We start from the raw sequence: 13,551 nt of genomic DNA, 5'->3' as shown, positions 1-13,551 counted from the left end.
TGTTAGCGTTATCGTCTGGGGCAATAAATTCCTTTTACAGGCCCGCGCCAACGTTGAAATATACCGCCTGCTCGCTGTCGCTGAAAGCGACGTCTATCCCCGTGCGCAGGCCGAATTTGCGGGCCACCAGGTAGCGAAAACCGCCGCCCCATGCTACTTCCGTCTGGTGATAAAGCTCATCCGCCTCTTTGCTGGCGCTTCCGGCACCGACAAATCCCTGCAGCGTCCAGCGCGGCGTCATCTGCCATTCCAGCTGCGTTTGCACTGTGCTGACGTAATCCCCCTGGTAGCGGTAGCGCGAGATGCCCCGCAGATTAATATAGGGCCGAGCCATCGGCGGCAGATGCCCATCGTGGTTCGACAATGACTGATAGTCCCCCGCCAGCACCAGCGTCAAATCATGACCAAGGGGCTGAAAATATTTGCCGTCGATGGACAGTTGGTTGTAGCGATAGTCCCCGCCCAGGAAGCTGGAATAAAACTGGTACTGGCCCGTTACCGATAGGCCGCGCTGGGGATAAAAAAAGTTATCCGTCGTGTCGTACTGCACCATCAGCCCTAACGCGGAAGTCGTACTGTTTTCGCCCAGCACACGCTGCAGCGCCCGGTTAATAACCCTGTTGTCCGCAGAAATATCCATATTGGCGTAAAACTGCGATGCACCAACGAAGAATGGCGTATCGCTGACCCGAAACAGCAGCCTTTGCATACCGCCATAGCCTTTAGTCTGGGTGCTGACGCCCTTCCCCCCACCAAACCCCAGCGTATCGCCGGAATAAATGTCGAGATTGACGTCCGCATAGCCCAGCGCCACGAGGTAGCGGATGCTGTCATTATTCCACGTGTGGCGGTGTCCCCCGCCAACAAACCATGTCCCGTTCTGGGTCCCCCCCCCGCCGAACGCCGTCATGGCCGGGGGGATCATTTTGCCGCTCTGCCTGGCTTTTGAGTTTTCGCTGTCCGCCGTGTCGTGAAGGAACAGGCCAAACAGCCCTCCGCCGTAGCCCACCGCCGGTTCGGTGATCACTAGCGGAATGGGCAGAAAACCGTAACGGTTATCCGTCAGGTAATCACTCATATCAAGCATGCCATCCGTATCGTCTATAAAACCGCTGGCACAGGCGGCCACGGGCAGCCCAAGCCCAACGCTCAGAAGGTACAACAGCATCCTGTTCATAAGCAGTATCCGGAAAAAGGGTGATTTTGTTTTAATTTTCAAACACACACAATGATCTTTGGTGCTATATCACTGAATTGAGCATAGACCAGCATGAAACTTATACAAGAACGTCGCCCCACTGGAGCCGGGCGGTCATCAGCGTTCAGGATTACATGTTTTTGCCGTCAGGCCTCGCGGTTATTTATTTGTAGACAAAACTCGCCGCGATCCCCGGTTTAAAGCCTGCTGCTCTGGCCACACCGGGCAGATTGCCCCGAACAGCAGCTTCGCTTAAGAAATGATTAATGATTAAAGGAGTGAAATAAGATTTGCCAGCATGGCGAGGCTAAACGAAATTCTCGCTGCGAATAAATAAGGGCGGATGACGCTAAGCTTATCCGCCCTACGTGAAAGCTACTCGTAGAGCGGATAAGCCACTATTAAAGAGCTCTACGCCGCCATGATCTGCTGCGCCGTTTTCTCAACCAGCGCCAGCAGGATTTTAATGTCCTCCAGCGTCACCGTTGGGTTCAGTAGCGTCAGCTTCAGGCAGGTCACCCCGCCATGCACAGTGACCCCGACGTTGGCCCGTCCGCTTTCCAACAACGCGTCCCCCGTTTTCTGGTTCAGCAGAGCCACATCGGCGCTCTTCTCCAGCGGCCATTCAGCCGGGCGATAGCGGAACAGCACGCTCGCCAGCTGGGGCTGCATCACGAGTTCAAGCGCTGGCTGCTCGTGAACGTAATGAGCCACGTCCTGCGCCAGGCTCACGCCGTGGTCAATAATAGCCGCGTACTGCTTCTGGCCCAACGCCTCCAGCCCCATCCACAGCTTCAGCGCGTCGAAACGGCGCGTGGTCTGTAAGGATTTCGACACGAGGTTCGGCACGCCCTGCTCTTCGTCAAACTCGGAGTTGAGGTAGGCAGCCTGATAGCGCATCAGCTCGTAGTGGCGGGCTTCTTTTAGCAGGAAGGCGCCGCAGCTGATGGTCTGGAAGAACTGCTTGTGGAAGTCGAGCGTAATGGAATCTACCAGCTCGATGCCGTCCAGATAGTGGCGATACCGCTCTGAAAGCAGCAGCGCACCGCCCCATGCCGCATCCACATGCACCCAGATAGCGTTTTCGGCGGCCAGGCGTGCAATATCGCGCAGGGGATCGATCGCTCCGGCATCCGTGGTACCCGCCGTCGCCACAATAGCCATGACGTGCTCACCGTTGGCCTTCGCCAGCTCCAGCTTGTGGGCAAGGTCGCTTATGTCCATGCGCGCGAAGCAGTCGGTTTTGACCAGCGTTACCGACTGGTAGCCCAGCCCCAGCAGCGCCATATTTTTCTGTACGGAGAAGTGGGCGTGCTCAGAACAGAAAACTTTCATCTTGCTGAGATTGCCCACCAACCCGTCCTGCTGAACGGAATGCCCCTGACGCGCGAAGAAAGCGTCGCGTGCCAGCATCAGCCCCATCAGGTTGCTTTGGGTGCCGCCGCTGGTGAAGACGCCCGCGTCGCCCGCCCGGTAGCCCACAAGGTTACGCAGCCACTCGACCAGCTTCATTTCGATGAGGGTGGCCGACGGGCTCTGGTCCCAGGAGTCCATGCTCTGGTTGGTGGCGTTGATCAGCACTTCCGCCGCCTGGCTAACCACCAGGCTCGGGCAATGCAGATGGGCAACGCACTGCGGGTGATGCACCGACAGGCTGTCCTTTAAAAAGTATTCAACAGCACGTTCGATGGCGGCCTGGTTGCCCAGGCCCTGCGGGTTGAAGTCAAGCATGATGCGCTCGCGCAGCTGAGCAACGCTCTTACCCTGATACATTTCAGGCTGCTTAAGCCACTGCACAACGGCCTCGCTGCTCTGGGCGATGGCCTGCTGATAGGCCTCAATACTTTGCAGTGAAGAGGAAAGAATTGGGTTTTGCTCGGACATTACGCTTGTTCTCCGCCAACGGGCTTCAGGCCTGCGCCCAGCATTGCCTGCTCGAATTTGTCGAGGAACATACCCAGCTCTTCATTAGTAATGAGCAGAGAAGGCAGCAGGCGCAGCACGCTGCCGTGACGGCCGCCGCGCTCGAGGATCAGCCCTGACTCAAAGCATTTCTTCTGCAGCAGCGCCGACAGCTCGCCGTCCGCCGGGTAGCTGCCCATGTGGTCCTGCGCTTCGGACGGCTTGACAATCTCGATGCCGATCATCAGGCCCAGGCCGCGTACATGGCCGATAACCGGATAACGTTTTTGCAGCTCGCCCAGCTTCCCCTTCAACCATTCACCCTGCGCCGCCACTTTGTCGGCCACATTGTTATCTTTCAGCAGCTGTAATGTCTTAAGCCCGGTTGCCATCGCCAGCTGGTTGCCGCGGAAGGTGCCTGTGTGGTGGCCTGGCTCCCAGGCATCGAATGCTTTTTTGATGCCGAGCACTGCCAGCGGCAGGCCACCGCCCACGGCTTTGGACATCACGATAATGTCAGGTTCAATGCCCGCGTGTTCAAAGGCGAAGAATTTACCCGTACGCGCGAAGCCAGCCTGAACCTCGTCAATAATCAGCAGAATGCCGTGCTGCTGGGTCACCTTACGGATGCGCTGCAGCCACTCGACCGGGGCCGGATTCACGCCACCCTCGCCCTGAACGGCTTCCAGAATAACCGCCGCAGGTTTGCGCACGCCGCTTTCCACGTCGCCTATCAGATTTTCGAAATAGTAGGTCAGGGCTTTAACGCCGGCCTCACCGCCAATGCCCAGCGGGCAGCGGTACTGGTGCGGGTAAGGCATAAACTGCACTTCCGGCATCATGCCGTTGACGGCTTCTTTGGGTGAAAGGTTGCCGGTGACGGACAGCGCGCCGTGCGTCATGCCATGGTAGGCCCCGGAGAAACTGATGATACCGCTTCTGCCGGTGACTTTTTTAGCAAGCTTCAGCGCCGCTTCTACCGCGTCCGCACCGCTTGGGCCGGTAAACTGCAGGCAGTACTCTTTCCCCTGGCTGGGTAATAAAGAGAGCAAATACGCGGAAAACTGGTCTTTCAGGGGGGTGGTCAGGTCCAGTGTATGTAACGGCAAGCCGCTGGTAAGGACATTTTGGATGCTTTGCAGTACGTCAGGGTGGTTATGACCCAGCGCCAGCGTTCCCGCGCCGGCCAGACAGTCAAGATAGTGATTATTCTCAACATCGGTTATCCAGACGCCTTCGGCTTTGGCTATAGCCAGCGGCAGCTTACGGGGATAACTCCTGACATTCGATTCATATTCAGCCTGTCTTGCTAAATACGCTTCGTTGTTACCATTTAATGAATTTGCACCTAAAGTATCAATACGGACTTTATCCGTCATCATATCACTCCTACAACTGGGGGCATTCGTAACGCCACAGTTGAATAATTGAAAAATAAAAGTAACGAGCGTGAGAAAAGCGCGGCCAATATAGAGCCTTTTCCCCTGCGGCTCAATCATTAATTTCAATCCGAAATAATTAATTTAATTGTTATGTATCAATAGTTTATAAACAATATGGCCTTTCATGCTGCGTTAAGTGCGTTACACGGCTATTAATATGGAATGTAAAAAAATGTCACAAAAGCATTCTGCCTGCGGCCTGCCAATATTTTTGCTTACCGGCAATAGCGCTATCTTCTCCCTACTATTGCCGATCGCAATGTGTGCGGCGTGACTTTCCTGCTCTTTTATTAGGGACGTTATTTAGCACAGCAATTAAATAACGCTGGCCTTTTAATTCCGAGGATTCTGGCTAGCGGTAAAGGAATAAAAAATTGATTTAAGATTATCCTCAGGTTCACTTTTCCAACCGACAAAATGCGCTTTTTGAAGGGCAGGCTCCGTGAGACTTATCTACAATTTACTGTCTATTATTCAGCAAGATAGTATAAAAACCGAGTTTTTGCGCTGATTTTTCACGCTGACGGAGCGGTGGGAAGCAGGAGAATTATTATTGTCTGTTTTTCCCGCGATTTGTTAGCCGTCTCATTTAATGTTCTGGCGATGTTATCTCGCCATTGAATTGTTAATCAGGCTATGTAAAATCACGACTACTATGCTTAACCCATACGCTTAATTTTCTATCCCGGGCCAGGACTTCCCTGCCCACACGATAAAATTTTCAGGGAAAGTCACGATGAAATTGCGAAATCTGTTAGCCCTCCTTGTCGTCACAAGCGTCGTTGGCTGCAAAGCGCCGCCTCCGACCATGACAGATGACACCATTGTGACCAGCGTGGTGAACGGCGTTACGCTCACCCACCGCTATGCCGTATCCCCTCCTGCGGAATTCACGGCGATTGATGCGGACTACCGGGCGCTCTATCCGGGATCTATTTTGAGCAAGCCAGACTTCGGGGGCAAAGTTATCGGTCAGCTGGAAAACGGCCAGACCTATCGCGTGCTGGGCCAGGTTGAACATTCGTGGCTTGCCATCGCGGAAAAAGACAAGCAGCAGCTGACAGGCTACGTGCCGATGCGCGCGCTGGTTAAAAGTGAGCTGTACGCTCAGACGCTGAAAAAAGATCGCCCACGCCCCCGCAAAGCGGCTAAGAAAACAACCTGTGTTGCGGTGGACAACGCCAGTAAAGCCTGCCAGAACGCCAACAACGGCACCTGGATCATCGATTAGTCGTCCTGGCTGGTAGAAAGAAAGATTTAAAACAAACAGTTACCATGAGAATATAGGGGCGCATCCGGCATTTCTGCCCGGCTGCCGCGCCCCACTCATCATTCACTTTGGCTCAAGGATTATTATGAAACTCTGGCTGTCAGGCGTTGCGTTGCTGCTGGCATCAACAACCGTATGGGCAGGGAATTATCGTATTGTGCAGTCTCCCTCCCAGAAGCTGGACGTCTGGATCGACAACATCAAAAATAATTCGCCGCAGAGCTGGTGCGACACCGAGCTTCCCCTGCGCATTGTTGCCAACGGTGAGAAAACACCGTCAATTCTCAACAGCTTTATGCCCCGTCTGGGCGCGCTGCTGGAAAGCCAGTGCGAAAAAATCGAGCTGGTTAACTGGCGAATGGAAGACGATAAGGGTGACACCCTTGCCTTCGGCACGGCCACGAAAAACAGCGACTGGGCGGTGACCGTCGCGCCGGTCATAACGGAAAACACCTCTTCTGCCGAGCAGGCAAAAGAGATGTCGCCCCAGGCTGACCGCACGCCGTGGCAGGAGTTTACCCTGCAGGACGGCTGCCATCTGCGCACTTTCTGGCGTGGGGATGAAAACGCCTCCGCGCTCTTTATTCCCGATGGCAAATGCGAAAAAGGCGGCTGGCTGAACGGCCGCAGCGAAGTCATCCAGAGCGGGAAAAACGGCGAAAAACGCCTCGAAATGACCTTTGTTCACGGCTTCCCGGTCAGCGGCTTAAGCAACAATGCCAACGCGGATACGCTGCTTATCACCAGCCTGAACAACGAGCGTATGGTGGTCAGCAACGAACACGCCCCGCTTAGCTGGATGATCCTGCCCTACAAACCCGAGCTCAACGGCTGGCAAACCACCGGCACCATTGCCGTCGAAGTTCCCCGCGAAATGGCCCTTGATGAGTCCCGCCTGCAAACCCGGCTGAATGAGATCCGCAAGGTGTGGTCGGCCTGGCTGGAGCCCGACACAACCATTACGCTGTTGTTGATTGACTCCCTGCATCCGCAACTCCGGGACCCGGCGGTCGGCGCATGGCGCGCCCAGAAATAGTCCGAAAACTTTTTAATTTTGAGCAGAGAAGGCATCATGATAGTTAACGACTACACGCCAGGTGTCCCCGACGCGCTGCCGCCCGGTTATCGCTTTGACGAGTTTGAAATTCAGGAAGTCATCGACTCCACCAACACGGGCATTGTCTACCGTGCCTGGGACCATCAGCTTGAAAGGCCAATAGCAATTCGGGAGTTTATGCCCCGCGCACTAACCGTTCGCAGCGACGATATGCGCCTGGTCCTGCGCAGCAAGCAGGACAGCACGGAGTTCACTACCGGCCTGAACCGCTTTATTCAGGAAGCGCGTCAGCTTGCCCACTTCAACCATCCGAACCTGCTTCAGGTGCTGCGCTTCTGGACGCTTAACGAAACGGCCTATACCGCCACCCTGTTCTACAGCGGCATCAGCCTTGCGGAGCTGCAACAGCAACAGCCTGAAATCATCGATGAAGCCTGGCTGCGCCGCATGCTGCCAATGCTCTGCGGTGCCCTCGCGGCGCTGCACAGCGGCGGGTATATTCACCGCGATCTGTCGCTAAAAAGCGTTCAGATCCAGGACAGCGGCATTCCGCTACTACTGAATTTTGCCGCCTCACGCCGCAATGTCAGCGGGATGAGCGACGAGAGTAAAACTCTGCTGCACCCTGGTTTCGCGCCGCTGGAGCAGTACACCGAAGATCTTGAAAACCAGCTTGGACCGTGGACCGATATTTATGCCCTTGGCGCCATCCTCCATACGCTGATCGCCGGTAATACGCCGCAGGCAAGCGTGGCGCGCAGTATTCAGGATACGTGCGCGCCGCTGGTGCAAAGCCAGATTGAAGGCTATTCCACCAGCCTGCTGCAGGCTATCGACAAAGCCCTCTCGCTAAAGCCCGAGGATCGCCCGCAGTCCATCGAAGAATTTGCCACGCTGGCCGACATCCCGTTGGGTGAGGCTGGCGACGTGCCGGGGACAAAACAGCCTGGGACGATGCTGGTCGCGGTGGAAGAAGAAGAGGATGTTGCTGCAATCGCCGGATGGAAGCGCTATAAATCCCCGCTACAAATTGCCGCAGGCGTTGTCGTCGGCGTAATTGCCGGCGCGCTGATTTTTGGCCGCTCGTCGCCGGATGTGTCGGCAAAAGCTGTGAAAAGCCCAGCTGAACCCGCCGCATCTGCGCCTGCAGCTAAAACTGCCCCTGCTGGAGCGAGCCTGCTTGCCCGTGTTTACATTCATCTGAACGATGGCGACCAGATGGAGGTCAACGGCAAGCCACAGAAAAACGTTCCCACTACAAACGGCTATGGCATTCTTCAGCTCCCGGCGGGGAAATACGACATCACCCTGCGCAATCAGAGCCAAACCCGCACGGCCTCATTGTCCGTCGACAAACCCGGCACCTGGCTGTTAAACCCGCCGGAATAGCAAGCCGCGAGGAGGGTAATTTGTCTGCTTTCCTCACTTTTGCTACCTGACGACACGCAGCGGCTGTGAAATTCGTCTAAGGTTTTCATATGGTTGATCGCAGTAAACTTTCGCTGCGGTCCTGCAAAGGAGAACAATAGATGATAAATCCTGGTTTGCGCCGTCCGCGTACGTTACTGCTTGCTGTTCAGATGGCGCTGGGATGCGCCTTCGTCACCTTTACCCTTCCGGCTTCCGCCGATGAGACACCTCAGCTGCGGACGCAGCCCCAGCCGCCTGACGCGCTGCTTGGGCCGCTGTTCACCGATGTGCAGACTGCAAAGCTGTTTCCCGATCAGAAAACCTTCGCCGATGCGGTTCCCAACAGCGACCCGCTGATGATCCTTGCGGACTACCGCATGCAGCGGAATCAGTCCGGCTTTGACCTGAAGCATTTTGTGCAGGTTAACTTCATTCTGCCTAAGGAAGGCGAAAAGTACGTGCCACCGAAAGGGCAAACCCTGCGCGAGCATATCGACGGGCTGTGGCCGGTGCTGACCCGGACTACCGACAGCGCAGGTAAGTGGGATTCCCTGCTGCCGCTGCCGAAGCCGTACGTCGTGCCGGGCGGACGTTTCCGCGAAGTTTATTACTGGGACAGCTATTTCACCATGCTGGGGCTGGCGGAGAGCGGGCACTGGGATAAAGTGCAGGATATGACCGATAACTTTGCAAGTGAAATAGACACCTGGGGCCATATCCCTAACGGTAACCGCAGCTATTACCTGAGCCGCTCCCAGCCGCCGTTCTTCGCGTTTATGGTTGAGCTGCTCGCCAGCCACAGCGGCGACGAGGTTTACAGCAAGTACCTGCCGCAGCTCAAACAGGAATACGCATACTGGATGGAAGGCAGCGATGCGCTGACCGCAGGCCAGGCGAACAAGCGGGTAGTCAAACTTAAAGACGGGGCAATCCTCAACCGCTACTGGGATGACCGGGATACGCCGCGTACCGAATCTTACCTCGACGATGTCACCACGGCGAAGAACAACCCCAACCGCCCCGCCACTGAAATCTATCGCGATCTGCGCGCGGGCGCGGCATCCGGCTGGGACTTCAGCTCGCGCTGGATGGACAACCCTGAGCAGCTCGGCTCGATCCGCACCACAACCATCGCGCCGGTGGATCTGAATGCTTTGATGTATCAGCTCGAGAAAACGCTGGCCCACGCCAGCCAGGTGGCGAAGGAAGATGTCGCAGCGGCGAAATACCAGAAGCTGGCGGACGACCGCCAGAAGGCTATCGAAGCTAATATGTGGAACGCGAGAGAGGGCTGGTATGCGGATTACGATCTTAAACGTAACGCCGTACGCAGCCAGCTGACTGCCGCCGCGCTGTTCCCGCTCTACGTGCACGTAGCCTCGAAAGAGCGCGCCGATAAAATGGCGACGGCAACGCGCGCTCAGCTCCTCAAAGCAGGCGGTCTTGCCACCACCAACGTGAAGTCTGGTCAGCAGTGGGATGCGCCAAACGGCTGGGCGCCGCTGCAGTGGGTGGCAACCGAAGGGCTGCAAAATTATGGTCATAAAGATCTGGCCATGGAGGTCACTTGGCGATTCCTGACCAACGTGCAGCACACCTATAACCGCGAGCAAAAACTGGTGGAGAAATACGATGTATCAACCACCGGGACCGGCGGCGGTGGCGGTGAATATCCGCTTCAGGACGGCTTCGGCTGGACTAACGGCGTAACGCTGAAAATGCTGGATATGCTGTGCGGTAAAGAAAAACCGTGTGATTCGACGCCGGATAAGCTGCCCTCTGCAACACCGGGGCCGGTGACGAATGCCGAACCTGTGAAAGCAGTCCAATAACCTCACAGGGTGGGAGAGCCTGCTCATCCGACATTTTAGTCAGGCTTAACCACCCTTTTCAGCGTCTGGTAGCCACTCCATATGCGGGTCAACGTCGTCATCCAGCACAGCGCGCCAAACCCCCATGCCAGCCAGACAAAGGCCTCCGGCAGTAGGCACGCCAGCACAAACAGCGCGAGGGTTTCTGTGCCTTCGGTCAGGCCTCCCAGATAGTAAAACGACTTGTGCGCATAGCCGGGGTTCTCCAGGCTGTGCTTTTGCGCGACCGCTGCAAAGGCCAGGAAGCTGCTGCCGGTCCCGATAAACGCAAACAGCAGCCAGCCGCCCGCCACGGCGTTGTGTACCGGGTCCGCAAGGATAAAGCCGAACGGCACCAGCGCGTAGAACAGAAAATCTAGCGCGATATCAAGAAAGCCCCCCGCATCCGTCAGCCCTCGTCTTCTGGCCAGCGCTCCATCCAGACCGTCAAATAAGCGATTAAGCAGAATGACCGCCAGCGCTGCGCCATACCACTGTAGTGCCAGAAACGGCAGCGCCAGCACGCCAACGGCGAAGCCGAACAGCGTTAAGCCATCAGGGGTAACGGAGGGTTTATCCAGGACGCTCACCATCTGGTTAAGCGCGGGCTTAATGCGTGGATGCAGGTAACTGTCAAACATTGCGCTTTTCCCCGCCGTTCGGCACGCAAAGGCCCTGAGCGGGAATATCCAGCGCCGCGTTAAACCGAGCGGAGAGATTCTGAAAAGCGATCAGGGCGGTCAGTTCGGTAATCGCCTTGTCATCGAAATGGGTTTTAAGCGTGGCTTTCAGTTCATCACCGATCGCGGGCGGCGTAGCGGTCATAGCGTCCGCATAGGCCAGCACGGCGCGTTCACGCTCGCTGAACAGCGTCTCCTGCGGCCAGTTCGCCACCGCCAGCACTTTGTCCATCGACCCGCTGCGCTCTGCGAGCCGCAGGCTGTTGGCATCAATGCAGAACGCACAGCAGCACCGCTGGGACACGCGGGTCATCACCAGCGAGCGGGTGACAGCGTCGATCTTCGCGCGGCGACGCTCAAGGAAGCCGACAAACAGCGCGATCAGCCAGAAGAGGTACGGGGAACGCCCCCACCAGCGGGTGGGGTTCAGCACCGCGCCAAAATGCTTTTCCTGCATGGTCACAATCGGGCGCAGGCTCGCGGACAGCTTGTTAAGCGGCGCCACCCACGGGGATTTATTTGTCATGATTCAGCACGGCTCTCAGGGTTTTACGCGACGCCAGACCAGCGGGTTGGTACTCAGCGTTTTATCATCCCGCTGGCACTGCAGCAGGACACCGCCCTCGGCTTTTACCACCGCACCTTCGGAATAGTTTTTATCTTCATAGATACAGCACTGGCTACACGGCTGCGCGCGCTGAGTCTGGTTGGTGAAAACCTCCGGCGGGACGTTGATGTCAAGCTGTGAATCAAGACGCTGCGCCATCCCCGGCAGGCTCACCATCAGCGCCGCGACGCCGACGAGCAGGCTTTTTGTTCGCATCCTCACTTCCCTCTTTTTTTGCCCAGCTTTTGCGGGATTTTTTATTGTCTTCCGGTGCTTTTATACCTTTGAAGGCATGACGGACCGGGGTCGTTCTGGCCTGGTGAATCAGCTCATAAAGCGTATTCACCAGCGGCTGCATAAAGTCCTGATAGCGGCACTGCTTTTCACTGATTTGCGTTAGCGTTGATTCCCAGTGCGCAGTCATATCTGGTCTTGCGGCCAGCTCGGGCAGGGAGTGAATCAGTGCTCGTCCCGGAGGGGTGGAGATAATATAGCGCCCTTTTTTCACCAGGAAGGAGCGCTTGAACAGCAGTTCTATAATCCCCGCGCGCGTAGCTTCCGTACCCAGGCCATCCGTTGCGCGCAGGATCTTCTTCAGATCTTTATCCTGCACAAAACGGGCAATGCCGGTCATGGCCGAAAGCAGCGTGGCGTCTGTGAAATGGCGCGGCGGCTGGGTTTGTCGTTCCACCACCTCCCCCTTCTCGCACAGCAGCTCGTCCCCTTTAGCGACGACCGGCAGCGGGGTGCCGTCGTTTTCCTCGTCGCGCTCTTTGTTGCCCAGCAGCGTGCGCCAGCCAGCCTCGGCCAGGAATCTCGCTTTGGCGTTGAACTTGCCGCCCGCGATGTCCAGATCGATGGTGCATTTGCGGAACACCGCATCGGCGCAGAACTGCATTAAGTATTGTCGGGCAACCAGGTTATAAACTTTAGCTTCATTTTCCGTCAGCGAGACGCGGGAGCTGCGCGCCGTCGGGATAATCGCATGGTGGGCATCAACTTTTTTGTCATCCCAGCAGCGGTTGCGAATATCGGTGTCCACCGCAGGCTGCGGCAGCAAATCTGGCTGATGCACGCTGATGGCGTTCAGCACCGAATGCCGCCCGGCGTAATGCTCTTCCGGCAGATAACGGCAGTCGGAGCGCGGGTAAGTGATCAGCTTGTGGGTTTCGTACAGCTTCTGGCAGACGTCGAGCACGTTTTGCGCGCTGAGGCCGAAGCGCTTCGCCGCTTCGATTTGCAGGCTGGAGAGGGAAAACGGCAGCGGTGCCACTTCGGATTCCCGTTTATCGTTATAGGCGGTGACAATGGCGGGCTGCCCGCCAATGCGGTTAACGACGTGCTCGGCAAGCGGACGGTGTAATAAACGCCCCTCTTCATCCTGGTAGGGCTCGCAGGATTCGCTGGGGATCCAGGTCGCCACAAAACGTTCGTCTGCCGGGGTGACGATATGGGCTTTTACTTCGAAGAAGTCTTTCGCAACAAAGTTTTCAATCTCTTCGTCGCGCCGCACCACCAGGCCCAGCACCGGCGTCTGCACGCGCCCAACGGACAGCACGCCCTGGTAGCCCGCGTTGCGCCCAAGAATGGTGTAAGCGCGGGTCATATTGATACCGTAAAGCCAGTCCGCCCGGGCGCGCGCCAGGGCAGAGACACAAAGCGGGATGAATTCGCTGTTGGAACGCAGGCGGGAAATGGCGCGCTCTACGGCCTGCGGGTTGAGGTCGTTAATCAGGCAGCGCTGCACCTGCTGGCGCTTTTCAGGCGGAAGCTGGAGATAATCCAGCACTTCATCCACCAGCAGCTGCCCTTCGCGATCCGGGTCACCTGCGTGAACCACTTCGGTAGCCTGATCCAGCAGCCTGCGGATGGCATTGAGCTGTTTGGTGACCGAAGGACGAGGCTGCAGCTGCCACTTTTCCGGCACGATGGGCAGGTCGGCAAGATTCCAGCGCGCATAGCGCCCGTCGTAGGCGTCCGGCTGCGCCTGCTCCAGCAGGTGGCCGATACACCAGGTGACCACCTGCCCGTTGCCGCACTCGATAAAGCCATCACCTCGACGGTGGGGCTTAGGCAGCACGTCCGCTATCGCACGCGCCAGGCTCGGTTTTTCCGCAATAAACAGCCGCATGAGA

The 13,551-nt window shown here is 56.8% G+C and carries 11 protein-coding genes; 4 read left to right on the top strand and 7 right to left on the bottom strand.

Going from position 1 to position 13,551, the window contains the following annotated elements:
- Positions 1-34 precede the first annotated feature (34 nt).
- The 3 genes from ACA108_09280 to ACA108_09270 all read right to left on the bottom strand — a co-directional run bounded on the left by ACA108_09280 (position 35) and on the right by ACA108_09270 (position 4,479).
- Positions 35-1,177, bottom strand: a complete 1,143-nt coding sequence (locus ACA108_09280) for a BamA/TamA family outer membrane protein (GenBank protein ID XEX97660.1) — start codon at positions 1,175-1,177, stop codon at positions 35-37.
- Positions 1,178-1,609: 432 nt separating this feature from the next.
- Entirely contained in the window at positions 1,610-3,082 is a 1,473-nt protein-coding gene (locus ACA108_09275) for an aspartate aminotransferase family protein (GenBank protein XEX97659.1), read from the bottom strand.
- On the bottom strand, positions 3,082-4,479 hold the full coding sequence (locus ACA108_09270; protein ID XEX98065.1) for a diaminobutyrate--2-oxoglutarate transaminase: 1,398 nt from the start codon (positions 4,477-4,479) through the stop codon (positions 3,082-3,084). The genes ACA108_09275 and ACA108_09270 overlap by 1 nt, the downstream gene beginning before the upstream one ends.
- Positions 4,480-5,278: 799 nt before the next feature.
- On the opposite strand from ACA108_09270, the gene ACA108_09265 reads away from it, so the two are divergent.
- The 4 genes from ACA108_09265 (at position 5,279) to treA (ending at position 10,111) form a co-directional block, all read left to right on the top strand.
- Positions 5,279-5,773: an SH3 domain-containing protein gene (locus ACA108_09265; protein XEX97658.1), complete on the top strand. Its 495-nt coding sequence runs from the start codon at positions 5,279-5,281 to the stop codon at positions 5,771-5,773.
- Positions 5,774-5,897: 124 nt separating this feature from the next.
- Positions 5,898-6,848 carry a hypothetical protein gene (locus ACA108_09260; protein ID XEX97657.1) on the top strand — a complete coding sequence of 317 codons (951 nt, stop codon included), beginning with the start codon at positions 5,898-5,900 and terminating at the stop codon, positions 6,846-6,848.
- Between the two features lie 36 nt (positions 6,849-6,884).
- Positions 6,885-8,258, top strand: coding sequence for a serine/threonine protein kinase (locus ACA108_09255; protein ID XEX97656.1), 1,374 nt, complete (start codon positions 6,885-6,887; stop codon positions 8,256-8,258).
- A gap of 140 nt (positions 8,259-8,398) precedes the next feature.
- Positions 8,399-10,111, top strand: coding sequence for an alpha,alpha-trehalase TreA (gene treA, locus ACA108_09250; protein ID XEX97655.1), 1,713 nt, complete (start codon positions 8,399-8,401; stop codon positions 10,109-10,111).
- A 35-nt stretch (positions 10,112-10,146) separates the two neighbouring features.
- Here the strand turns inward: treA and ACA108_09245 are convergent, their stop codons facing one another.
- From ACA108_09245 to ACA108_09230, 4 genes are read right to left on the bottom strand one after another with little or no spacing between them, the layout of a single operon-like run.
- Positions 10,147-10,770, bottom strand: a complete 624-nt coding sequence (locus ACA108_09245) for a CDP-alcohol phosphatidyltransferase family protein (protein XEX97654.1) — start codon at positions 10,768-10,770, stop codon at positions 10,147-10,149.
- Positions 10,763-11,335, bottom strand: coding sequence for a carboxymuconolactone decarboxylase family protein (locus ACA108_09240; GenBank protein XEX97653.1), 573 nt, complete (start codon positions 11,333-11,335; stop codon positions 10,763-10,765). The genes ACA108_09245 and ACA108_09240 overlap by 8 nt, the downstream gene beginning before the upstream one ends.
- Before the next feature lie 15 nt (positions 11,336-11,350).
- The gene (locus ACA108_09235) at positions 11,351-11,593 is read right to left on the bottom strand and encodes a DUF1496 domain-containing protein (GenBank protein ID XEX98064.1); all 243 of its coding nucleotides are present in this window, start codon (positions 11,591-11,593) and stop codon (positions 11,351-11,353) included.
- A complete protein-coding gene (locus tag ACA108_09230) occupies positions 11,559-13,547 on the bottom strand; it encodes a DNA topoisomerase III (protein ID XEX97652.1) in 1,989 nt (662 codons plus the stop codon). Before ACA108_09230 ends, ACA108_09235 begins: the two co-directional genes overlap by 35 nt.
- Positions 13,548-13,551 lie beyond the last annotated feature (4 nt).

It is taken from the genome of Dryocola sp. LX212, assembly GCA_041504365.1.
Lineage (GTDB): Bacteria > Pseudomonadota > Gammaproteobacteria > Enterobacterales > Enterobacteriaceae > Dryocola.
The sequence above is the reverse complement of the archived record's forward strand: the minus strand, read 5'-3'. Positions and strand labels throughout refer to the sequence as shown.

Excerpts from the sequence above, each read along its gene's own strand:
- ACA108_09280 (XEX97660.1), bottom strand. The coding sequence starts at position 1,177 with ATGAACAGGATGCTGTTGTACCTTCTGAGCGTTGGGCTTGGGCTGCCC.
- ACA108_09275 (XEX97659.1), bottom strand. The coding sequence starts at position 3,082 with ATGTCCGAGCAAAACCCAATTCTTTCCTCTTCACTGCAAAGTATTGAG.
- ACA108_09270 (XEX98065.1), bottom strand. The coding sequence starts at position 4,479 with ATGACGGATAAAGTCCGTATTGATACTTTAGGTGCAAATTCATTAAAT.
- ACA108_09265 (XEX97658.1), top strand. The coding sequence starts at position 5,279 with ATGAAATTGCGAAATCTGTTAGCCCTCCTTGTCGTCACAAGCGTCGTT.
- ACA108_09260 (XEX97657.1), top strand. The coding sequence starts at position 5,898 with ATGAAACTCTGGCTGTCAGGCGTTGCGTTGCTGCTGGCATCAACAACC.
- ACA108_09255 (XEX97656.1), top strand. The coding sequence starts at position 6,885 with ATGATAGTTAACGACTACACGCCAGGTGTCCCCGACGCGCTGCCGCCC.
- treA (XEX97655.1), top strand. The coding sequence starts at position 8,399 with ATGATAAATCCTGGTTTGCGCCGTCCGCGTACGTTACTGCTTGCTGTT.
- ACA108_09245 (XEX97654.1), bottom strand. The coding sequence starts at position 10,770 with ATGTTTGACAGTTACCTGCATCCACGCATTAAGCCCGCGCTTAACCAG.
- ACA108_09240 (XEX97653.1), bottom strand. The coding sequence starts at position 11,335 with ATGACAAATAAATCCCCGTGGGTGGCGCCGCTTAACAAGCTGTCCGCG.
- ACA108_09235 (XEX98064.1), bottom strand. The coding sequence starts at position 11,593 with ATGGTGAGCCTGCCGGGGATGGCGCAGCGTCTTGATTCACAGCTTGAC.
- ACA108_09230 (XEX97652.1), bottom strand. The coding sequence starts at position 13,547 with ATGCGGCTGTTTATTGCGGAAAAACCGAGCCTGGCGCGTGCGATAGCG.